The organism is Paracraurococcus ruber (assembly GCF_004353985.1).
Classification (GTDB): domain Bacteria; phylum Pseudomonadota; class Alphaproteobacteria; order Acetobacterales; family Acetobacteraceae; genus Paracraurococcus; species Paracraurococcus ruber.
Genome location: NZ_SMOA01000018.1, coordinates 1 through 20,779 on the forward strand (window position 1 = coordinate 1; position 20,779 = coordinate 20,779).

Here is a 20,779-nt window from a genome sequence, read left to right on the forward strand (position 1 = left end):
GTGGCGGCGCGGCTTGGGCCGTCCCCGCCGGCGCCGGCGCGGCCGCGCGACCGGGGGCGGCGGCTGCGGGTCGGGCTGCTTTCGGGCGGGCTGGGCCAGCACCCGGTGGGCTGGCTGACCCTGCCGGGGCTGGAGGCGCTGCCGGAGGCGGAATTCGAGCTGGCGGCCTATGCCCTGAAGCCGCGGCAGGATGCGCTGGCGGCGCGGTTCCGCGCCCGCTGCGGCCTGTGGCGCGATGTCGGGCACTTGGATGACGCGGCCCTGGCGGCGCAGATCGCGGCCGACAGCGTCGACATCCTGCTCGATCTCGGCGGCTATGGCGATGGCGGGCGGCCGGGCGTGCTGCAGCAGCGGCCGGCGCCGGTGCAGGTGAAATGGGTGGGCATGCAGAATGCCAGCATGGGCCTGGGCTGCATCGACTGGATGCTGACCGACCGCTGGGAGACGCCGGCGGGGTTCGAGCGGTTCTACGCCGAGAGGCTACTGCGGCTGCCGGACGGCTATGTCTGCTACCTGCCGCCGCCGGAGGCGCCGCCGGTCGGGCCGCTGCCGGCCCTGGCGCGCGGGCATGTCACCTTCGGCTGCTTCAACAACCTGGCGAAGGTGACGCCGCAGGTTCTGGCGGCCTGGGCGCGGATCCTGGCGGCGCTGCCGCAGGCGAGGCTGGTGCTCCGCACCCATGCCCTGGGAGAGACTGCGACGCGCGAGCGCGTGCTGGCCCGCATGGTCGGGCTCGGCCTGCCCGCGGACCGCGTGGTGCTGGAAGGCGGGGTGCCGCACCAGGCGCTGCTGGCCGCCTATGGCGGGATCGACATCGCCCTCGATCCCTTTCCCTATACCGGCGGCCTGACGGTCTGCGAGGCGCTGTGGATGGGCGTCCCTGTGCTGACCCTGGCGGGGGACAGTTTCTGCGGGCGGCATGCGCTGAGCCATCTCAGCAATGTCGGCCTGCCGGACTGGGCGGTGACGGACGCCGAAGCCTACGTCGCCGCGGCCATCGCCCGGGCGTCCGACCTGCCGGCGCTGGCGGCGCTGCGGGCCGGGCTGCGCGACAGGGTGGCGGCGTCGCCGCTGACCGATGCGGCACACTTCGGCCCGGCGCTGGCGCAGGCGCTGCGCCGCGCCTGGGGCGAATGGTGCGATGCGGCAACGCCACCGTGATGCAACGCCCGGGCGGCTCGGGGCTTAGGCAAAGGAAGCCCATCGCCCAGGAGCCGGCCGCGTGGACGGGACGACGCATGGCGCGGACCCGGCCTGCCGGGTCTGCGGCGCCGGTTTGCAGGAACAGGTGGCCGATCTCGGCCTTGTGCCCCTGTCGCTGGCGTCGGTGCCGCCGGCCGCGGCCGGGCGGCCGCTCGCCTGCGCCCCGCTGCGCGCCCTGGTCTGCACCGACTGCCGCTTGGTGCAGACGCCGGGGGCGGAGGTTGCCGCGCCGCTGCCGCCGCTCGGCCCGCAGCACGGCTTCGCCGGGCTGATCGCCACGCGGCTGCGGCTCGGCCCGGGCACGCCGGTGGCGGCCTTCGATCCTGCCTGCCTCGGCCCCTTCCGCGACCGCGCGATCCCGGCCCGCGCCGTGCCTGCCGGGGCGCGCACCGCGCTGGCCCTGCGGGAAGCGATGCCGCCGCCGGTGCTGCTCCTCGCCGGGCCGGTGCTGGCGACCGCATCCGACCCGGCGGATGCGCTGGCCGGGGTGCGGGCGCTGCTGGCGCCGGGCGGCGTCGCGGTCTTCGACCTGCCGGACCTGCTCGGCTGGCTGCGCGGCAACCGCTTCGACCGGCTGGGCCATGCGCTGCGCCTGCTGCCCTCCGTCCTGGTGGCGGAGATGATGCTGGGGCTGCACGACCTGGTGCCCTTCGCGCTGGAGACGCTGCCGGCGCCGGGCGGCTGGCTGCGCCTGCTGGTCAGGCATGCCGAGGATGCGACCAAGCCGATCGGCGGCAGCGTGCTGACCCGCCGGGCGGAGGAGCGGGCGGCGGGGCTGGAGGGATCGGCGGCCTATGCCCGCGCCGCCGTGCAGGTGGCGGAGGCCCGGCTGGCGGTGCTGGACCTGCTGGTGGCGGCGCGGCGGGAGGGCCGGCGGGTCGCCGGCTTCGGGGCCGGCCCGACCGCGGCGACGCTGGCGGCCGCTTGCGGCCTGGGGCCCGGGCTGCTTGCCGGCACGGTGGACCCCTCGGGGGCGGCGGCCGGGCTGCTGCTGCCGGGCAGTGCCGTGCCGGTCTGGCCGGCGGCGGCGCTGGCGGTGGCCCAGCCCGACCTCCTGCTGGTGCTGGATGGCACCCCGGCGGCCGAGGTGCGGGCGGCGCTGGCCGGGCAACCCGGCGCGCCGGGCCGCATCGCCGAGCCGCTGCCGGGCCTGCGCATCGACTGAGGGACGCGCCGGCCGGCCAAAGGGCCGACGGGCAGGATCGGCAGGTCCGGCGCGTCAGCGCCATGCTGTCGGCCCGCGGGTCCGGGATGCCGGCCCCAGGGGGGCAGCCCGGGATCGGTCCCGCGCGGCCCGCGCCCGCAGCCGGATGCGGGCGCCGCACCCCGGCATGGGTCGGAGCCGGCTGCGCCGACAGCGCGGCCGCGGGGCGATGGGATCCTGCACGCCCCCCCGCGCGGCACGAGCGGTTGCCCGGGCGGGGCGGCCGGTGCCGTGGGGTCGGGACCGCAATGCGGATCGCCGCCCGCCACCGTGCCGCCAGGGCGCCGCGGCAGGCTCATTTGCCCGTGACCCGTGCCGGGGCTGGGCTGGCCGCCCCCGCCTTTCGGCGGGCTGGCCAGGGCCGCGACCCTCGCCACATGCTCGGTCCGGGCCGCGTCCCGCCCGGCGCTAACCTGTTGCCGCGGCGCCGCGAAACGCCAGGATGGCTGGCGGAACCTTGGACGGCGGATCGCTTTCCGTCCCGAGCAAGCCGGAACGAGCAGGAGGGGGCATGAACCTGATCCAGACCCGCGGCCCCGCCGGCAGGGCGGGCAGCGCGCCCGTGGCCGCGCGCTACGCCGCGGTGCGCGGACGGACCGAGGCGCTGGCCGCGCCGCTTTCGGCCGAGGACCAATGCATACAGTCGATGCCGGATGCCAGCCCGGCGAAGTGGCACCGGGCCCATACCACCTGGTTCTTCGAGACCTTCCTGCTGGTGCCGCACCTGGCGGGCTATCGGCGGTTCGACGACCGGTTCGGCTTCCTCTTCAACTCCTACTACGAGGCGGCGGGGCCGCGGCATGCCCGGCCGCGGCGTGGGATGCTCACGCGGCCCTCGGCCGCCGAGGTCACCGATTATCGGGCGCATGTCGACGAGGGCATGGCGGCGCTGCTGCGCGACCCCTTGCCGGAGGCGGCGGTGCTGGTCGAGCTTGGCCTGCAGCATGAGGAGCAGCACCAGGAATTGCTGCTGACCGACATCCTGCACGCCTTGTCGCAGAATCCGCTCCTGCCGCCCTACGACCCCGACTGGCGGGAACCGCCGGCGGCGACCGGCGAGGCCGGCTGGCTCACCCTGCCGGAAGGGCTGGCGGAGATCGGCCATGCCGGCCCGGGCTTCGCCTTCGACAACGAGGCGCCGCGCCACCGGACCTGGGTCGCCGGCTGCCGGGTGGCGGACCGGCTGGTGTCGAACGGCGCCTGGCTCGCCTTCATGGCGGAGGGCGGCTACCGCACCCCGACCCTCTGGATGAGCGAGGGCTGGGCGGCCTGTGCCGCCGAGGGCTGGGAGGCGCCGCTGCACTGGCACCGGCGCGGCGAGGGCTGGATGCAGTATACGCCGAATGGCCTCCGCCCGCTCGACCCTGCGGCGCCGGTCCGCCACATCTCCTGGTACGAGGCCGAGGCCTTCGCGCGGTGGGCCGGGAAGCGGCTGCCGACGGAGCAGGAATGGGAGGTGGCGAGCGCCTTGCCCGGCTTCCGCGACGCCACCGGCATCGGCTGGCAATGGACCAACAGCGCCTACCTCCCCTATCCGGGCTTCCGGCCCTGGGAGGGCGCGGTCGGCGAGTACAACGGCAAGTTCATGATCAACCAGATGGTCCTGCGCGGCGGGTCGCTGGCGACGCCGCCCGGCCATGCGCGGCCGAGCTATCGCAATTTCTTCCCGCCCGGCGCCCGCTGGCAGTTCAGCGCAGTGCGCCTGGCGGAGGATGCGCCTTGAGCGGCGAGGCTGCCCAGCGGGTCGCGCTGATCGCCGACGCGGTCACGGGCCTGTCCGCGGTCCCGAAGACCCTGCCCTGCAAATGGCTCTACGATGCCGCGGGGGCGGACCTGTTCGAGGCGATCACCCGGTTGCCCGAATACTACCCGACGCGGACCGAGGTGGGGATCCTGACCGACCAGGCGGATGCGATCGCGGCGGCGATCGGGCCCGGCGCGGCGGTGGTGGAATTCGGCCCGGGCGACGGCGCCAAGGCGGAATTGCTGCTGGCCGCGCTGCCGGCGCCGGCCGCCTATGTGCCGGTGGACATCGCGCCGGAATGGCTGGAGGCGGCGGCCAGCCGCATTGCCGCGGCGCGGCCGGGCCTGCCGGTGCTGCCGGTGGTGGCGGATTTCGCGCAGCCCTTCGCCCTGCCGGCGCGGCTGGGCGCGGCGCCGCGGCTGGGCTTCTTCCCCGGCTCGACCATCGGCAATTTCGAACCGGGCGAAGCGACCCTCTTCTTGCGCCGGGCGCGGGAGACGCTGGGGCGCGGCGCGCGGATGCTGCTGGGCGCCGACCTGGTGAAGGACGCGGCGGTGCTGGAGGCGGCCTATGACGACGCCGCCGGCGTGACGGCGGGGTTCAACCTGAACCTGCTGCGCCGGCTGAACCGGGAGGCCGGGGCGGATTTCGACCTGGGCGGCTTCCGCCATCGCGCCGTGTGGAATGCGGCGGCGGAGCGGGTGGAGATGCACCTGGTGGCGCAACGCGCCCAGACGGTGCGGCTGGCCGGCCGCGAATTCCGCTTCGCCGAGGGCGAGACCATCCACACCGAGAACAGCCACAAATACCGCCCCGAGCGCCTGCGCGGCCTGGCGGAAGCGGCCGGCTGGCGCGCCGCCACGATGTGGACCGACGAGCGGGCCTGGTTCTCGGTCTGGCTCTTGGAAGGCTGATCCCTGGCTTCCGAAGGCCTTCCGGCCTGCGGCGGCGGGAGCGCGAGGGAGGCAGAGCCTCCCTCGCAAATGTGGTAGTCGGGCGCCATGCAGACCGACATCGCCAGCCACCGCGGCGGCGCCTTCCTCTGGCCCGAGAACAGCCTCCTCGCCTTCCGCGAGGCCCTGGCCCTGCCGGCCGAGCAGCTCGAGCTCGACGTGCATCTTTCGGCCGATGGCGAGGTCGTGGTCATCCATGACGCCACGCTGGACCGCACCACGGATGCGCGCGGCCCCGTCCGGGACCGGTCGCTGGCGGCGCTGCGCGGGGTGCGGGTAAAGGGCACCGGCGGGGAGCCGCCGCCAACCCTGGCGGAGGCCGCGGCGCTGGTGGCCGCGACCGGCCGCATCCTGCGGCTGGAGGTGAAGGCGGACGGGGAGGGGCGGCCCTATCCCGGCATCGTCCCCGCCTGCCTGGCCGTGCTGGACGCGGCCGGGCTGCGCGGCCGCACCGTGGCGATGAGTTTCCAGCCCCTGACCATGGCCGAATTCGCCGCCGCCGGCGGGCTGCTGCGGCGCGTCCTGTTGCTGGAGGCGAAGCCTTTTCGGGGCATGGGCCTGCCCGGCGCCGTCGCCCTGGCACGCGGCTGCGGGGCGGAGGAGATCGGGCTGCCGGTCGGCGAATTGGACGCGGATGCGGTGGCGGGCTTCCGGGCGGCGGGCCTGGCGGTCGGCGCCTGGGGGGCCAACGACGCGGCGACGATCCGGCACGGCCTGGCGCTGGGGCTCGATGCCATCGCCACCGACGACCCGCCCCTGGCCCTGCGGCTGCGCGGCTGAGCCCGCGGGCGTTGCGACGCGAGGCGGCGGCGATCTAAACCGGCAGGCGAACCAGCGATGGCCTCGGGGCGCCGGCAAGGCGCATCAAGCCATTGGCAATCTCGGCTGCCCAGAACCCGCCGGCGCCCAGACCTGGGCCGGGCGGCGAGGCGGCATGACCGAATCGCCCCCGCCGCGAGAGACCGGATGACGCCGCAGCAGAAACCCGCCCCAGGAGTCGCCAAGGCATCCCCCGCCGGCCGTCCCGCCGCGGCCGCGCCCCGCCTGCCGGAAGCCGAGTTGCGGGCGCGACTGGCGGCGGCCCCGGGCGATGCCGGGCTGTGGCAGCAGCTCGGGCAGCTCTGCCTCGAGACCGGGCGCCCGGCGGAGGCGGCGGAGGCCTTCGGCAAGGCCATCGCGGCCGGTGCCTCGCCCTTCCTGCTCGCCGTGCCGCAGGCCCTGGCGCTGAGCAATGCCGGGCGGGTGGAGGAGGCGGTGGCGGTCGCCGCCGCGGTGCGGGCGAAGCGGCCGAAGGATTTCGCGCTGGCCAATCTGCACGGGGTGATGCTGAAGCGCGCCGGCCGGCTGCAGGACGCGCTACCGGTGCTGGAGCAGGCGCGCAAGCTGGATCCGCGCGCCGCGTCCGCCTGCCAGAACCTGGGCAACACCTACGACCAGCTGGGCCGCTTCGCGGAGGCGGTGGCAGCCTACCAGGCCGGGGTGCGGCTGGAGCCGAAGAACGGCAACCTGCACCGGCTGCTGGGCCGCGCCCAGCGGGCCGGAGGCGATCCCCGCGCCGCGCTGCTGAGCTTCGAGCGCTGCGTCACCTTCGAACCCGCCGGGCTGGACGGCTGGACCGACCTAGTCGGCACGCTGCTGCTGCTGGGCGAGACCGAGAAGGCCTTCGCGGCGCTGGAGCGGGCGCGCCGCGCCAGGCCGGGCGACGCGGCCGTGGACCTGCTGCAGGCGCGGGTCTGCCTGCAGCTCGGCCGGCGGGAGGAGGCGCTGGCGATCGCCGAGCGGGCGGCGGCCGCCAGCCCCGGCGACCCGGTGCTGGCGCTGCTGCTGGCCCGCATCCATGGCGACGGCAACCTGCGCGCCGCCAATGCGGCGCTGCGCCAGGGGGTGGAGGCGAATCCGGGCAACCTGCAGCTCGCCACCGCCCTGGTCGAGAACCTGGCGCGCAGCCGCTACGACGACGAGGCGGCGCATATCCAGGAAGGCTATGAGCGCGCCTGCGCCCTGCTGGCGGCCGATCCGGGCGGTGTGCAGCGCCATGCCAAGCCGCTGCGCACCGTCTTCATGCGCGTGCTGGACCATGACCGGCTGGACGCGACCGGCACGCTGGCGGAGCTTGCGCCGCGCTGGATGGGCGATGGCGACATCGCCGCCCTGCATTACGAGCTGGGGCGGGTGGAGACGCTGGAGGATCGGCGGCAGGTCGTCGCCTGGCACCGGCAATGGGGCCAGCGGGAGGAACGCGGGATCGCGCCGGTGACCGTCCCGGCCCTGCCGGCGATCGGCACGGGCCGGCGGCTGCGGATCGGCTTCATGTCCTCCGACCTGCGGGACCACCCCGTCAGCTATTTCGCCATCCCGCTGCTGGAGCGCTTCGACCGCGACCGCTTCGAGGTCTACTGCTATTCCTTCTACGAGCGCGAGAAGGACGCCGTGCAGGCGCATATCGAGCGGCAGGTGACCGGCTTCCGCTGGTGGCCGCGACTGCCGGCGGCGCAGGCGGCGGAGCGCATCGCCGAGGATGCGCTCGACATCCTGTTCGAGCTCGGCGGCACCACGGCGATGAACAAGCTGCAGGTGATGGCCTATCGCCCCGCCCGCATCGGCGCGAGCTGGCTGGGCTACCCGCATTCGGCGGGGCTGGAACGCATCGACTACATCCTGGTCGACCCCTACCTGAAGCCGTCCGAGCCCGGGCTGCTGATCGAGCAGCCCTTCGAGATGCCGGAGACCTGGGTGACGCTGGGCAATGTCGGCTTCCGGCCCGTGCCGATCGAGGAGGCGCTGCCGGAGGAGCGCCGCGGGTACCTGACCTTCGGCACCATGAACAACCCCTACAAATTCACCCGCGCCTGCCTGGATGCCTGGGCGGCGGTGCTGCGGGCCGTGCCCGGCTCGCGCTTCCTCTTCGTCCGGCCGGAGGCGCGGACCCGGGCCTTCGTCGAGAATGCCCGGGCCGGCTTCGCCGCGCGTGACGTGGACCCGGACCGGCTGGAATTCATCGGCGTGCGCGGCACCCATCTGCCGCACTACAACTCCATCGACATCGCGCTGGACAGCCTGCCGCATGTCGGCGGCACCACCACCTGCGAGACGCTGTGGATGGGCGTGCCCTGCGTCTCGCTGGTCGGGCCCGGCTTCCCGGAGCGGCTCAGCTATTCCAACCTGTCGAATGCCGGTCTCGGCGACCTCGCGGTGTTCAGCGTGGAGGATTACGTGCAGGCGGCGGCGGCGCTGGCGCAGGACCGGGCCCGCCGGCGTGCCCTGCGGCACGGCTTGCGCGACATGATCCGCGCCAACCCGCTGGGCCAGGCCGACCGCTTCGTGCAGGGCTTCTACGCGCAATGCGCCGAGGTGGCGCGGTGAAGGCGGTGATCCTGGCCGGCGGCCGCGGCACCCGCCTGTCCGAGGAGACGGCGCTGCGGCCGAAGCCGATGGTGGAGATCGGCGGCTGGCCCATCCTCTGGCACGTCATGAAGATCTACGCCGCGCATGGCGTCACCGACTTCGTCGTCTGCCTGGGCTACAAGGGCTGGATGATCAAGGAGTATTTCCTGAACTACCGGCTGCATGCCTCGGATCTCTCGATCGACCTGGCGGCCGGCAAGGTGGAGGTGCTGCGGCCCTCCGCCGAGCCCTGGCGCATCGCGCTGGTCGACACCGGGGAGGCGACGGAGACCGGCGGAAGGCTGCGGCGCATCGCGCCCTATGTGGTGGACGAGCCGGAATTCTGCATGACCTATGGCGACGGCGTGGCAGATGTGGATGTCGGCGCGCAGCTGCGCTTCCATCGCGCGCATGGCCGGCAGGCGACGGTGACGGCGGTGGTGCCGCCCGGCCGCTTCGGCGCCCTGGCCCGCGACGGCGACGCCGTCAGCAGCTTCACCGAGAAGCCGCCGGGCGATGGCGGCACCATCAATGGCGGCTTCTTCGTCCTCTCGCCGCGGGTGCTGGACCGCATCCCCGACGACGACACGAAATGGGAGGATGCCCCGCTGCGATCCCTGGCCCAGGACGGCGAACTCATGGCCTTCGACCATCGCGGCTTCTGGCAGCCGATGGACACGCTGCGCGACCGCGACCAGCTGGAACGCCTCTGGGCGGAGGGCCGCGCGCCCTGGCGGTGCTGGTGACCCCGCGCCGCGAATTCTGGCGGGGCCGGCGGGTGCTGGTCACCGGCCATACCGGCTTCAAGGGCAGCTGGCTCTGCCTGCTGCTGCACCGGCTGGGCGCCCAAGTGACCGGGATCGGGCTGGATCCCTATGCCGGGCCCACGGCCTTCGAGGCGCTGCGCATCGCCCCGCTGCTGCAGGCCGACCACCGGCTGGATGTGCGGGACGGCGCGGCCGTGGCGGCGATGCTGCGGGCCGCGCGGCCCGACCTGCTGCTGCACCTGGCGGCGCAACCCTTCGTCGGCCGCAGCTATCGCGAGCCGGCGGCGACCTTCGCCACCAACTGCACCGGCACCATCCATGTGCTGGACGCGCTGCGCGGGCTGGGCGGCGTCGCGGCGGCGGTCTTCATCACCTCCGACAAGGTGTACCGCAACGACGGCGCCGGCCGCGCCTTCCTGGAGGACGACCCGCTGGGCGGGCATGATCCCTACAGCGCGTCCAAGGCGGCGGCGGAGGCGGCCGTGCAGTCCTGGCGCGCCAGCTTCGCCGCGGACCTGCCGCCGATCGCCACCGCCCGCGCCGGCAACGTCATCGGCGGCGGCGATTTCGGCGAGCAGCGCATCATCCCCGACCTGGTCCGCGCCGAGATGGCGGGGCAGGCGCTGCTGCTGCGCCGCCCCGACGCCACCCGGCCCTTCCAGCATGTGCTGGACGTGCTGCGCGGCTACCTGATGCTGGCGGAACGCCTGGCCGGGGCGACGGCCGACGCCCCGTCGGCATTGAATTTCGGCCCGCTGGATGGCGAGATCCGCGTGCGGGACCTGCTCGTGCATTGGCAGGCCGCGACGGGCGTGCCGGTGGCCTGGCGGCAGGAGGAGGGGCCGATCATGGCGGAGGCGCCTCGGCTCGGCCTCGACTCCACCCTGGCGATGCGCGTGCTCGGCTGGCGCCCGGCGCTCTCCACGCCCGAGGCCATCGCCGAGACCGCCCGCTGGTATGCTACCTGGCGTGCCGGCGCGGATGCGCGGGCGCATGCGCTGGCGGCGATCGACCGGCTGGTGCCGGCATGAGCGGGTCGCGCCCGGTCACCGCCTGCCGCGCCTGCGGCGGCAGGCTGGGGCTCGAATTCTGCGACCTGGGCGCCATGGCGGTGGCGAACAGCTATGTCCCGCCGGAGCGCGCCGCGGCGCCCGACCCGGCCTTCCCGCTGCGCTGCATGGTCTGCGAGGACTGCCGCCTGGTGCAGCTCGACACCGTGGTGGATGAGCGCGGGATCTTCAGCGACTACGCCTATCTCTCCTCCATGTCCTCCACCTGGCTGGACCATGCCGCGCGCTTCTGCGCGGCGATGGTCGCGCGGCTGGGCCTGGGGCCCGCCAGCTTCGTGGTGGAGGTGGCCAGCAACGATGGCTACCTGCTGCGGAACTTCGTCGCCGCCGGCATCCCCTGCCTGGGCGTCGAGCCGGCCGCGAACGTGGCGGCGATCGCCCAGGCCGCCGGCATACCGACCGAGGCGCGCTTCTTCGGCCGTGCCGCCGCGCGCGACATCCTGGCCGCGCGCGGCACTGCCGACCTGGTGGTGGCGAACAACGTGCTGGCGCATGTCCCTGACCTGGACGACTTCATCGGCGGCCTGGCGTTGCTGGCTGGGGCGCGGGGCGTGGTCTCGATCGAGGCGCCGCACCTGGTCGCGCTGGTGGATGGCGTGCAGTTCGACACGATCTACCACGAGCATTATGCCTACTGGTCCCTGCTGGCGATGGAAGCGGCGCTGGCGCGGCATGGCTTGCGCGTGTTCGAGGTGGAGCGGCTGCCGACCCATGGCGGCTCCCTGCGCGTGCTGGCCTCCGCCGCCGCGCAGCCCGTCGGCGCGGGGCTGCTGGATGTGCGGGCGGAGGAAGCGGCGCGCGGCCTGTCCGCCGATGCCTTCTACCGGGGCTTCGGGCCGCGCGTCCGCGCGGTGCTGGACGGGCTGCGCGCCTGGCTGGCGGATGCGCGCGCCGGGGGGCGGCGGGTCTGCGCCTATGGCGCCGCGGCCAAGGGCAACACGCTGCTGAACGCCGCCCGCGTCACCGCCGCCGATATCCTGGCGGTGGCCGACCGCAGCCCGGAGAAGCAGGGGCGCTTGCTGCCGGGCAGCCGCATCCCGGTGGTCTCGCCGGAGGCGCTGCTGGCCCTGGCGCCGGACGACATCCTGATCCTGCCCTGGAACATCGAGGCCGAGGTGACGCGGCAGTTGCGCGGTGCCGGCCATCGCGGCCGCCTGGCCGTCGCGGTGCCGGCGATGCGCGTGCAGGATCGGCTGGCGTGATCCTGCGGCCCACCGCCATTGCCGGCGTGGTCGAGGTGCGGGCGGAGCCCGCCGAGGATGCCCGCGGACGCTTCGTGCGGACCTGGTGCGCCGGGGAATTCGCCGCCGCCGGCCTGGACTTCCGCCCGTACCAGATCAGCCTGTCGGAGAATCCGCGCCGGCACACGCTGCGCGGCCTGCACTATCAGGACCCGCCGGCGGTGGAGCGCAAGCTGATCCGCTGCCTGCGCGGCGCGGTGCTGGACGTGGCGGTGGACCTGCGGCGGGACTCGCCGACCTGGCGGCGCTGGGTGGCGGTGGAACTGGACGCCGCGCGCCACAATGCGCTGTTCATCCCGCAGGGCTGCGCGCATGGCTTCCTGACGCTGACCGGGGATGCCTGGCTGGAGTACCTGATCGACGCGCCCTACGTCCCCGGCACGGCGCGCGGCGTGCGATGGGACGACCCGGCCTTCGGCATCGCATGGCCGGCGGCGCCGGCGGTGATCTCCGACCGGGACCGGGACTGGCCGCGCTATGCCTGAACGCCTGCTGCTGACGGGCGCCAGCGGCTTCGTTGGGCGGCAATTGGCGGCGCCGCTGGCGGCGCGCGGCTTCGAGGTGCATGCGGTGGCGCGCCGCCCGGGGGACGGCGCGGCGCGGTGGCACGCGGCGGACCTGCTCGACGAGGCCGCGATGCGCGCGCTGCTGCGCGAGGTGCGGCCGGCGGTGCTGGTGCATGCCGCCTGGTATGTGGCGCATGGTGCCTTCTGGACCGCGCCCGAGAATGCCGCCTGGGTCGAGGCGTCCGCCGCGCTGGGCGCGGAATTCGCCGCGCTGGGCGGCCGGCGGCTGGTCGGTCTCGGCAGTTGCGCGGAATACGACTGGGAGGACCCGGACCCGACGCCCTGGCCGGAGACGCGCCGCATCTTGCCGGCCACGCCCTATGGCCGCGCCAAGGCGGAGCTTGCCTCGCGCTGGTCGGCGCTGGGGAAGCGATACGGCCTGTCCGTGGCCTGGGCGCGGCTGTTCCACCTGTTCGGGCCCGGCGAGCATCCCGAGCGGCTTGTCCCCGCCGTCCTGCTCGCCTTGCAGGAGGGCCGGGAGGCGCTGGTCGCCTCCGGCCGGCCGGTGCGGGACTTCCTCGGGACGCCGCAGGCCGGGCGTGCCCTGGCGGCGCTGGCGGCGAGTGCCGCGACCGGGCCGGTGAACATCGCGTCCGGCCAGCCCCTCGCCATCCGCGCACTCGTGCAGGCCATCGCGCGCCTCGCCGGCCGCCCGGACCTGCTGCGGCTGGGCGCGCTGCCGGACCGCCCGGGCGAGCCCCCCTTCATCACCGCCGACATCACGCGATTGCGGCGGGACGTCGGCTTCACGGAGCGCGTCGACCTGCAGGGCGCGCTGCTCGGGCTCCTGCCCGGGCAGCGACGACCCTGACGCCCGAGGGGCCCGCGGGCCGTTCGGCCCTCGGTGGGGAGGCCTGAGCGCCAAGGTCCCCTCAGGCCTGGTGCTGACGCCGCAGGATCCCGTTGAGCGCCAGGGCGGTATGGAGCGCCACCAGCTCCTCCTTCCCCAGCCTTCCATCCGGCCGGTACCAGCTGCAGATGCCGGTGAGCATCGCCAGCATGGCATAGGCCGTCACCGCGACGTCCGGCACGCTGAGGAGCCCGGCCGCCACGCCTTCCCGCAGCAGCGCGGTCAGCCGTGCCTCATAGGCGCTGCGCAGCGCGACGATGCGGGCGCGGTTCTCCGGCTCCAGCGCGCGCAGCTCGGAATTGGCGATGGCGATCTCCTCGCGCCGTTCCATGTGGTACAGCACGTGGTGGTCGAGGAAGGCGCGCAGCCGGTCCATCAGCGCCGGCCCGGCCGCGTCCAGCGCCGCATCCGTGCCGGCCAGCAAGGCGGCCATGTGGTCCTGCATCAGGTCGAACAGCAGCGCCTGCTTGCTGTCGATGTGGTTGTAGAGCGAGCCGGGCTGGATGCCGACCTCGGCCGCCAGGTCGCGCAGGTTCATGGCGGCGAAGCCCTGCCGGTAGATCAGGCCGGTGGCTGCGGCGCGGATGGCCGCATGCGTGCGCGCGCCGTTCGAGCCCGTGGTGCGGGCCATCGCCTCTCCCGTCTCGCTTCCTCGCCGGCCCGAGCCTTCGCCGGCCCGGGGCTTGCGGTCAATGGAAAAACGAACGTATGTTTACTTCCAGCCCGGCGGCAAGCCCGGGCAGGGAGGCAATCGATGGCGCAGAGGCCTGTCCAGGGCATGCGGGGTGCGACGGGCATCGCTCATGGCGGCTGACGCCTCACCCACCGCTGTCGCGCCCGCGAGACCCGACCCGACCGGGCCGGGCCGCCACGCAGGCGAGGCGCAAGGGCCGCCGGCGGCACCCATCCTGGCCGCGGAGCATGTCACGCTGCGCTTCGGCGGCGTGCGGGCGCTGACCGACGTGTCCTTCGAGGTGCGGCGCGGCGAGGTCTTTTCGATCATCGGGCCGAACGGCGCCGGCAAGACCTCCATGGTCAACTGCATCTCCGGCCGCTACCGCCCGACCGAGGGGGCGATCCGCTTCGACGGAAAGGACATCACCCGGTTGCCGACGCGCAAGCGCGCCGGCATCGGCATCGGCCGCACCTTCCAGAACCTGGCGCTGTTCGGCCACATGACCGTGCTGGACAACATCATGGTCGGCCGCCACCACCTGCTGCGGCACGGCTTCTGGACCGGCATGCCCTACTGGCTGCTCGGCGCGCAGCGGGAGGAGATCGCGCACCGGCGCGAGGTCGAGGAGATCATCGACTTCCTCGAGATCCAGCATGTCCGCAAGGCGACCGCCGGCACGCTGAGCTACGGGCTGCGCAAGCGGGTGGAACTGGCCCGCGCGGTCGCCCTGAAGCCCAAGCTGATCCTGCTGGACGAGCCGATGGCGGGCATGAACCTCGAGGAGAAGGAGGACATGGCCCGCTTCATTCTCGACCTCAACGAGGAATGGGGCATGACCGTGCTGATGATCGAGCACGACATGGGCGTGGTGATGGACATCTCGCACCGCGTCATGGTGCTGGATTTCGGCCGCAAGATCGCCGAGGGCACGCCGGAGGCGGTGCTCGCCGACCCGCATGTGCGCCGCGCCTATCTCGGCGAGGCGGATGAGGTCGTGCACGACGTCGACGAGCCGGCCGTCGCATGACCCGGCCCGATGGTCCAAGCGCCGAGGGGCGCGGAGAGCCGGGTCGGACCGCGGAGGGCGCCGCCGACACCCTGCCCAAGCTGCTTGTCCGCAACGCCCGTGCGCACCCGCGCGACGTGGCGCTGCGCGAGAAGCAGTTCGGCATCTGGCGGAGCTTCACCTGGGCGGAGTACGAGGCGCGGACGCGCGCCTTCGCGCTCGGCCTGCAGCGGCTCGGGCTCGGCGCCGGCGACGTCATCGGGCTGATCGGCGACAACCGGCCGGACTGGGTGATGGGCGAGATCGCGGCGCATGCCATCGGCGCCCGCAGCCTGGGCGTCTATCGCGACGCGCTGGAGGAGGAGGTGGCCTACCTGCTGGAATTCGCCTCGGCCAAGGCGGTGATCGCCGAGGACGAGGAGCAGGTCGACAAGCTGCTCAACATCGGCGACCGGCTGCCGGCGCTGCGCCACATCATCTTTTGCGACCCGCGCGGGATGCGCAAGCACGAGGACCCGCGCCTGCTGCCGGTGACCGAGCTGGTCGCGCTGGGCGAGGCGGCGCATCGCGCGGACCCCGAGGCCTGGGCGCGGCTGGTGGCCGCGACGCGTGGCGAGGAGGTGGCGATCCTCTGCACCACCTCCGGCACCACGGCGCGGCCGAAGCTGGCCATGCTGACCGGCGGGGCGATGGTGCGGCATTGCGCCGCCTATCTCACGGCCGATCCGAAGGGGCCGGAGGACGAATATGTCTCCGTCCTGCCGCTGCCCTGGATCATGGAGCAGATCTACGCCATCGGCTGGGGGCTGCTGGCCCGGATGAAGGTGAACTTCGTCGAGGAGCCGGAGACCATGATGGCCGATTTCCGCGAGATCGGCCCCACCTTCGTGCTGTTCGCCCCGCGCGTCTGGGAAGCCCTGGCGGCGGAGGTGCGCGCCAAGGTCATGGACGCCAGCCCGCTGAAGCGCCGCATCTACGAGATGGGCACGCGGCTGGGACTGGAGGCGCTGGACCAGGGCCGGCGCTCCAGCCTCGCGGACCAGCTGGTCTTCCGCGCGCTGCGTGACCGGCTGGGCTTCACCCGGCTGCGCAGCGCGGCCACCGGCGGCGCGGCGCTGGGCCCCGACACCTTCCGCTTCTTCCAGGCCATGGGCGTGCCGCTGCGGCAGATCTACGGCCAGACCGAGACGCTGGGCGCCTACACCGTGCACCGCCCGGGGGAGGTGAACCAGGACACGGTCGGCGTCGCCTTCACCGACGAGATCGAGACCCGCATCCTGGACCCGGATCCGAACGGGTTGGGCGAGATCGTCACCCGGCATCCCAACATGTTCGCCGGCTATTTCGGCGTGGCGGAGACCGGCGACCTGCGCGAGGGCTGGCTGCACACCGGCGATGCCGGCTATGTCGACAAGGCCGGCCACCTGGTGGTGATCGACCGCGTGAAGGACATGGCCACCACCAGCCGCGGCGACCGCTTCTCGCCCCAGTACATCGAGAACAAGCTGAAATTCAGCCCCTATGTCGCGGAAGCGGTGGTGCTGGGGGACGCGAGGCCGCACCTGGCGGCGATGATCTGCATCCGCTTCCCCATCGTCTCCAAATGGGCGGAGCGCAACCGCATCGCCTTCACCACCTACACGGACCTCGCCTCCCGCCCCGAGGTGACCGAGTTGCTGCGGCAGGAGGTCGAGAAGGTGAACGCCACCCTGCCGGCGCCGCAGCGCATCCAGGACTTCCTGCTGCTCTACAAGGAGCTGGACGCGGATGACGAGGAGCTGACCCGCACCCGCAAGGTCCGCCGCGGCGTGATCAACGAGAAATATGGCGGGATCATCGAGGCGATGTATCGCGGCGACGCCGCCATCCCGGTGGACACCACCATCGCCTTCCAGGACGGCACGAAGCAGCGCATCCGGACCACGCTGAAGGTGGTCTCCATGCGCCAGCCCATCGCCATGGCAGCGGAGTAGCCCACATGGACTGGTCGCTGCTGCTGCAGCTCACGCTCAATGGCCTCATCGTCGGCGCGCTGTATGGCGTGGTCGCGATGAGCTTCGTGCTGATCTACAAGGCGTCGCAGGTGGTGAATTTCGCCCAGGGCGAGTTCCTGCTGGTCGGCGCCTGGGTCTGCTGGTGGATGCTGACCGACTGGCAGCTGCCCTTCTGGGCCGGCTTCCTGTTCACCCTGGCCTTCATGACCGTCTTCGGCATCGTCCTGCAGGTGGTGGTGCTGCGGCCGCTGATCGGGGAGCCGGTGATCAGCGTCATCATGGCGACGATCGGCCTGGGCATCTTCTTCCAGGCGCTGATGAAGTGGATCTTCGGCGTCTTCGCCAAGCCCTTCCCGCCGATCTTCGCGGTGGACCAGGTCAGCGTGCTGGGGCTGCAGGTGCAGACCGTCTACCTGATGAGCCTCGGCATCTCGGTCCTCATCATGGCCGGCTTCGCTTGGTTCTTCACCGCCAGCAAGCATGGCCTGGCGATGCGGGCGACCGCCTTCGACCAGCAGGTGGCGCAGTCGCTCGGCGTCTCCGTCCCCAAGGTCTTCGCGATGTCCTGGGCGATCTCGGCGGTGGTCTCCTCGGTCGCCGGCGTGGTGGTGGGCGTGGTGAACGGCGTCTCCTCGGCGCTGTCCTTCTACGGCATCAAGGTCTTCCCGGCGGTGATCCTCGGCGGGCTCGACAGCGTGGTCGGCGCGGTGCTCGGCGGCCTGATCGTCGGGCTGCTGGAGAACTGGGCGCAGTACCTGGACGCGCAGTGGCTGAACTGGGGCAACATGTACACCATCGCGCCCTTCTACGCGCTCATCCTCATCCTGCTGGTCAAGCCCTACGGCCTGTTCGGCACCCGCAACATCGAGCGCGTCTGATGGCGAGCATGATCCCGGCGGGCGTCTACCGCACCAGCTACCGCGAGGACATGACGATCCTGGCGACGCGGAACAGCCGCCTCGCCCTCTGGCTCGGCATCCTCCTGGTCTGCGCCACGCCGCTGGTCTTCGGCCGCTACGAACTCGGCCTGCTGGTCAATATCGGCATCATGGGCATCGCCGCCCTCGGCCTGAATATCCTGGTCGGGTTCACCGGCCAGATCAGCATCGGCCATGCCGCCTTCTTCGGCTTCGGCGCCTTCGCCAGCGCTTGGCTGCATGAGCGCTACCATGTCCCGGTCGCGCTCTGCATCCCGCTCGCCGGGCTGATGACCGCCCTGGTGGGCCTGGTCTTCGGCGCGCCGGCGGCGCGGCTGAAGGGGCTCTACCTCGCCATCGCCACGCTGGCGGCGCAGTTCATCTTGGAGGACTTCTTCGCCCGGGCGCAGTGGTTCACCGGCGGCGTCGCCGGCCGCATCACCGAGCCCTTCGAGATCCTCGGCTGGCGGGCCGACCGCGAGGAGACCTATCTCTACGTCGTCCTCGCCTGGGTCATCATCATGTTCGTCGGCGCGTCCAACCTGATGCGCACACGCGACGGCCGGGCGCTGGTGGCGGTGCGGGACCATTACCTGAGCGCGGAGGTGATGGGCATCAACCTCGCCTATTACCGCACGCTCTCCTTCGGCATCGCCAGCCTCTATGCCGGCATCGCCGGCGCGCTCTACGCGCATTACCTGCTGTTCGTGAGCGTGGAGGCCTTCAACATCCTGCTCTCGATCCAGTTCCTCGGCATGGTCATCATCGGCGGCCTGGGCAGCGTCGCCGGGTCGCTGATGGGCGCGGCCTTCATGGTGCTGCTGCCGGAAGCGGTGCAGGCCCTCGCCGATGCACTGGCCGGCGGCGCGGTCGATCGCGCGCTCCGCCTCGGCAACTCCATCTCCTTCCTGCGGGAGATGGCGATCGGCGCCGCGATCATCCTCTTCCTGATCTTCGAGCCCGACGGACTCGCGCGGCGTTGGCGGCTGATCAAGGCCTATTGGAAGCTCTACCCCTACTCGCACTGACAAACCCGGGAGGAACAGACATGACGTTCAGGAGACAGGCAATCGGGATTGCGGCGGCCGCCGCGCTGGCGCTGCCCGTGGCGGCGGGGGCGCAGCCCATTCCGGTCGGCCACATCATGGATCTGTCGGGCGCGACCAGCGATGTCGGCACGCCCTTCGCGCAGGGCGTCAACGACACCTGGGCCTGGTTCAACCGCACCCGCAACGGCGTGAGTGGCCGACAGGCGGATGTGAAGGCCTTCGACTACGGCTATCAGGCGCCGCGCGCCGTCAGCCAGTACCAGGCCTGGAGTCGCGACCGCATCGTCGCCATCAATGGCTGGGGCACGGCGGATACCGAGGCGCTGGTGCGCTTCGTCACCCGCGACAAGATCCCCTATGTCTCCGGCTCCTATTCCGCGGCGCTGACCGATGCGGGCGGCAAGTCCGGCCGTCAGGGCGTGGAGGCCTCGCCCTTCAACTTCTTCTACGGCCCGTCCTATTCGGATGCGCTGCGCGCCATGCTGATCTGGGCGGCCGAGGACTGGAAGGCCAAGGGTGGCCAGGGCCGGCCGAAATACGTCCATATGGGCGCCAACCATCCCTATCCGAATTCGCCCAAGGCGGCGGGGGAGGCGCTGGCGGCGGAGCTTGGCTTCGAGGTGCTGCCGGCGATCGTCTTCGCGCTGACGCCGGGCGACTACACCTCCCAGTGCCTGACGCTGCGCAGCCAGGGCGCCAACTACGCCTATCTCGGCAACACCGCGGGCTCCAACATCTCCGTCCTGCGGGCCTGCCAGACGGCCGGCGTGAACGTGCAGTTCATGGGCAATGTCTGGGGCATGGACGAGAACGCGATGAAGGCCGCGGGCGCCGCGGCGAATGGCGTGGTCTTCCCGGTGCGCACCGCGGCGGTGTGGGGCCAGCAGGCGCCGGGCATGGTGCAAGTGCAGGCGATCAGCCGCGTCTCCGACCAGGCCGGCAATGCCTATCGCCCGGTGCACTACCTGGCTGGCATCTGCAGCGCGATGCTGGTGGCGGAGGCGATGGAGACCGCCGCGGCCAATGGCGGCCAGGTGACCGGCGAGCGCATCCGCGACGGCTTCTATGCCCGCAAGGACTGGGTGCCGCGGGGCTTCGAGGGCGTCTGCGCGCCGTCCAACTTCTCCCCGACCGATCATCGCGGCCAGCTTGCCGTCTCGATCTATCGCGCCCGCGTCAGCGGCGACACCAGCCAGGGCAGCGTGGCGGAGCTGATGCAGGCCGGCACCATGCGGCTGGAGGCGGTGAAGACCGTCACGCTCGATCGCCGCGCCGACTGGCTGGGCTGGTAGGGCCGTGAGCGCAGCGCCGGAGACGCACCCCGCGACGGCGGCGGCGGTGGCGCCCGCCTCGCCGCTGCTCGAGGTGAACAACATCGAGGTCGTCTACAACGACGTCATCCTGGTGCTGCGCGGCCTGTCGCTCTCGGTGCCGCAGGGCAGGATCGTGGCCCTCCTCGGCGCCAATGGCGCGGGGAAGTCGACGACCCTGAAGGCGATCTCCGGCCTCCTCCGCACGGAGGAGGGCGAGGTCACCAGGGGCGAGATCCGCTTCGCCGGCGAACGGATCGACGGGACGGAGGCGCACGCGATCGTGCGCCGGGGCATCTTCCAGGTGATGGAGGGGCGGCGGATCATCGCCGACATGACCTGCCTGGAGAATCTCCGGCTCGGTGCCTTCACCCGGTCCGACCGGGAAGTGAAGCGCGACATCGACATGGTCTATGGCTATTTCCCCCGGCTGAAGGAACGGACCGGGCTGGCCGGCTACCTGTCGGGCGGGGAGCAGCAGATGCTCGCCATCGGCCGGGCGCTGATGGCGCGACCCAAGCTGATCCTGATGGACGAGCCATCCATGGGCCTGTCGCCGCTGCTGGTGAAGGAGGTCTTCGGCATCATCCGCAAGCTGAACGAGGATCTCGGCATCACCATCCTGCTGGTGGAGCAGAATGCCCGCATGGCACTCTCCGTCGCCTCCTACGGCTATGTCATGGAGCAGGGAAAGGTGGTGCTGGACGGCACGGCGGCGGCGCTGGCAGACAATGAGGACGTGAAGGAGTTCTACCTCGGCGGCCACGGTGCCGAGCGGAAGAGCTTCAAGAACCTCAAGAGCTACAAGCGGAGGAAGCGGTGGCTCTAGGCGACGCCTCCGATCC

General features: G+C 72.5%; 18 protein-coding genes. 17 read left to right on the forward strand and 1 reads right to left on the reverse strand.

Features of this window, described 5'->3' with window-relative positions; all coding sequences use genetic code 11:
* From E2C05_RS06055 to E2C05_RS06105, 11 genes are all read left to right on the forward strand, one after another.
* A partial coding sequence (locus tag E2C05_RS06055) for an O-linked N-acetylglucosamine transferase, SPINDLY family protein (protein ID WP_456306480.1) occupies positions 1-1,161 on the forward strand: 1,161 nt, incomplete at its 5' end.
* 61 nt (positions 1,162-1,222) lie between these two features.
* Positions 1,223-2,368, forward strand: coding sequence for a class I SAM-dependent methyltransferase (locus E2C05_RS06060; RefSeq protein ID WP_133218713.1), 1,146 nt, complete (start codon positions 1,223-1,225; stop codon positions 2,366-2,368).
* Between the two features lie 550 nt (positions 2,369-2,918).
* A complete protein-coding gene (egtB, locus tag E2C05_RS06065; RefSeq protein ID WP_133218714.1) occupies positions 2,919-4,130 on the forward strand; it encodes an ergothioneine biosynthesis protein EgtB in 1,212 nt (403 codons plus the stop codon).
* On the forward strand, positions 4,127-5,065 hold the full coding sequence (gene egtD, locus E2C05_RS06070; protein WP_133218715.1) for an L-histidine N(alpha)-methyltransferase: 939 nt from the start codon (positions 4,127-4,129) through the stop codon (positions 5,063-5,065). The genes egtB and egtD overlap by 4 nt, the downstream gene beginning before the upstream one ends.
* Before the next feature lie 87 nt (positions 5,066-5,152).
* Positions 5,153-5,884 (forward strand): glycerophosphodiester phosphodiesterase, encoded by a 732-nt coding sequence (locus E2C05_RS06075; RefSeq protein ID WP_133218716.1) that lies wholly within the window; start codon positions 5,153-5,155, stop codon positions 5,882-5,884.
* A gap of 279 nt (positions 5,885-6,163) precedes the next feature.
* A complete protein-coding gene (locus tag E2C05_RS06080; RefSeq protein ID WP_158291971.1) occupies positions 6,164-8,467 on the forward strand; it encodes an O-linked N-acetylglucosamine transferase, SPINDLY family protein in 2,304 nt (767 codons plus the stop codon).
* A complete protein-coding gene (gene rfbF / locus E2C05_RS34140; RefSeq protein ID WP_133218718.1) occupies positions 8,446-9,234 on the forward strand; it encodes a glucose-1-phosphate cytidylyltransferase in 789 nt (262 codons plus the stop codon). Before E2C05_RS06080 ends, rfbF begins: the two co-directional genes overlap by 22 nt.
* On the forward strand, positions 9,231-10,286 hold the full coding sequence (gene rfbG / locus E2C05_RS06090; RefSeq protein ID WP_240046609.1) for a CDP-glucose 4,6-dehydratase: 1,056 nt from the start codon (positions 9,231-9,233) through the stop codon (positions 10,284-10,286). The genes rfbF and rfbG overlap by 4 nt, the downstream gene beginning before the upstream one ends.
* Positions 10,283-11,527: a class I SAM-dependent methyltransferase gene (locus E2C05_RS06095; RefSeq protein ID WP_133218720.1), complete on the forward strand. Its 1,245-nt coding sequence runs from the start codon at positions 10,283-10,285 to the stop codon at positions 11,525-11,527. The genes rfbG and E2C05_RS06095 overlap by 4 nt, the downstream gene beginning before the upstream one ends.
* On the forward strand, positions 11,524-12,051 hold the full coding sequence (locus E2C05_RS06100) for a dTDP-4-dehydrorhamnose 3,5-epimerase family protein (RefSeq protein ID WP_133218721.1): 528 nt from the start codon (positions 11,524-11,526) through the stop codon (positions 12,049-12,051). Before E2C05_RS06095 ends, E2C05_RS06100 begins: the two co-directional genes overlap by 4 nt.
* Positions 12,044-12,943 (forward strand): NAD-dependent epimerase/dehydratase family protein, encoded by a 900-nt coding sequence (locus E2C05_RS06105; protein WP_133218722.1) that lies wholly within the window; start codon positions 12,044-12,046, stop codon positions 12,941-12,943. Before E2C05_RS06100 ends, E2C05_RS06105 begins: the two co-directional genes overlap by 8 nt.
* Before the next feature lie 61 nt (positions 12,944-13,004).
* Here the strand turns inward: E2C05_RS06105 and E2C05_RS06110 are convergent, their stop codons facing one another.
* Complete coding sequence (locus tag E2C05_RS06110; protein ID WP_133218723.1) at positions 13,005-13,613, reverse strand: TetR/AcrR family transcriptional regulator; 609 nt, start codon at positions 13,611-13,613, stop codon at positions 13,005-13,007.
* 313 nt (positions 13,614-13,926) lie between these two features.
* Here E2C05_RS06110 and E2C05_RS06115 point away from each other — a divergent pair, with 313 nt between their 5' ends.
* From E2C05_RS06115 to E2C05_RS06140, 6 genes are read left to right on the forward strand one after another with little or no spacing between them, the layout of a single operon-like run.
* Entirely contained in the window at positions 13,927-14,685 is a 759-nt protein-coding gene (locus tag E2C05_RS06115; RefSeq protein ID WP_408901610.1) for an ABC transporter ATP-binding protein, read from the forward strand.
* On the forward strand, positions 14,682-16,637 hold the full coding sequence (locus E2C05_RS06120; RefSeq protein WP_133218725.1) for a long-chain fatty acid--CoA ligase: 1,956 nt from the start codon (positions 14,682-14,684) through the stop codon (positions 16,635-16,637). The genes E2C05_RS06115 and E2C05_RS06120 overlap by 4 nt, the downstream gene beginning before the upstream one ends.
* Before the next feature lie 5 nt (positions 16,638-16,642).
* A complete protein-coding gene (locus tag E2C05_RS06125) occupies positions 16,643-17,536 on the forward strand; it encodes a branched-chain amino acid ABC transporter permease (RefSeq protein WP_133218726.1) in 894 nt (297 codons plus the stop codon).
* Complete coding sequence (locus E2C05_RS06130) at positions 17,536-18,603, forward strand: branched-chain amino acid ABC transporter permease (protein WP_133218727.1); 1,068 nt, start codon at positions 17,536-17,538, stop codon at positions 18,601-18,603. The genes E2C05_RS06125 and E2C05_RS06130 overlap by 1 nt, the downstream gene beginning before the upstream one ends.
* A gap of 20 nt (positions 18,604-18,623) precedes the next feature.
* Positions 18,624-19,916, forward strand: coding sequence for an ABC transporter substrate-binding protein (locus E2C05_RS06135; protein ID WP_133218728.1), 1,293 nt, complete (start codon positions 18,624-18,626; stop codon positions 19,914-19,916).
* Positions 19,917-19,920: 4 nt separating this feature from the next.
* Positions 19,921-20,763 (forward strand): ABC transporter ATP-binding protein, encoded by an 843-nt coding sequence (locus tag E2C05_RS06140; RefSeq protein ID WP_133218729.1) that lies wholly within the window; start codon positions 19,921-19,923, stop codon positions 20,761-20,763.
* Positions 20,764-20,779 lie beyond the last annotated feature (16 nt).

Excerpts from the sequence above, each read along its gene's own strand:
- egtB (WP_133218714.1), top strand. The coding sequence starts at position 2,919 with ATGAACCTGATCCAGACCCGCGGCCCCGCCGGCAGGGCGGGCAGCGCG.
- E2C05_RS06075 (WP_133218716.1), top strand. The coding sequence starts at position 5,153 with ATGCAGACCGACATCGCCAGCCACCGCGGCGGCGCCTTCCTCTGGCCC.
- rfbF (WP_133218718.1), top strand. The coding sequence starts at position 8,446 with ATGCGCCGAGGTGGCGCGGTGAAGGCGGTGATCCTGGCCGGCGGCCGC.
- E2C05_RS06095 (WP_133218720.1), top strand. The coding sequence starts at position 10,283 with ATGAGCGGGTCGCGCCCGGTCACCGCCTGCCGCGCCTGCGGCGGCAGG.
- E2C05_RS06105 (WP_133218722.1), top strand. The coding sequence starts at position 12,044 with ATGCCTGAACGCCTGCTGCTGACGGGCGCCAGCGGCTTCGTTGGGCGG.
- E2C05_RS06110 (WP_133218723.1), bottom strand. The coding sequence starts at position 13,613 with ATGGCCCGCACCACGGGCTCGAACGGCGCGCGCACGCATGCGGCCATC.
- E2C05_RS06120 (WP_133218725.1), top strand. The coding sequence starts at position 14,682 with ATGACCCGGCCCGATGGTCCAAGCGCCGAGGGGCGCGGAGAGCCGGGT.
- E2C05_RS06125 (WP_133218726.1), top strand. The coding sequence starts at position 16,643 with ATGGACTGGTCGCTGCTGCTGCAGCTCACGCTCAATGGCCTCATCGTC.
- E2C05_RS06130 (WP_133218727.1), top strand. The coding sequence starts at position 17,536 with ATGGCGAGCATGATCCCGGCGGGCGTCTACCGCACCAGCTACCGCGAG.
- E2C05_RS06135 (WP_133218728.1), top strand. The coding sequence starts at position 18,624 with ATGACGTTCAGGAGACAGGCAATCGGGATTGCGGCGGCCGCCGCGCTG.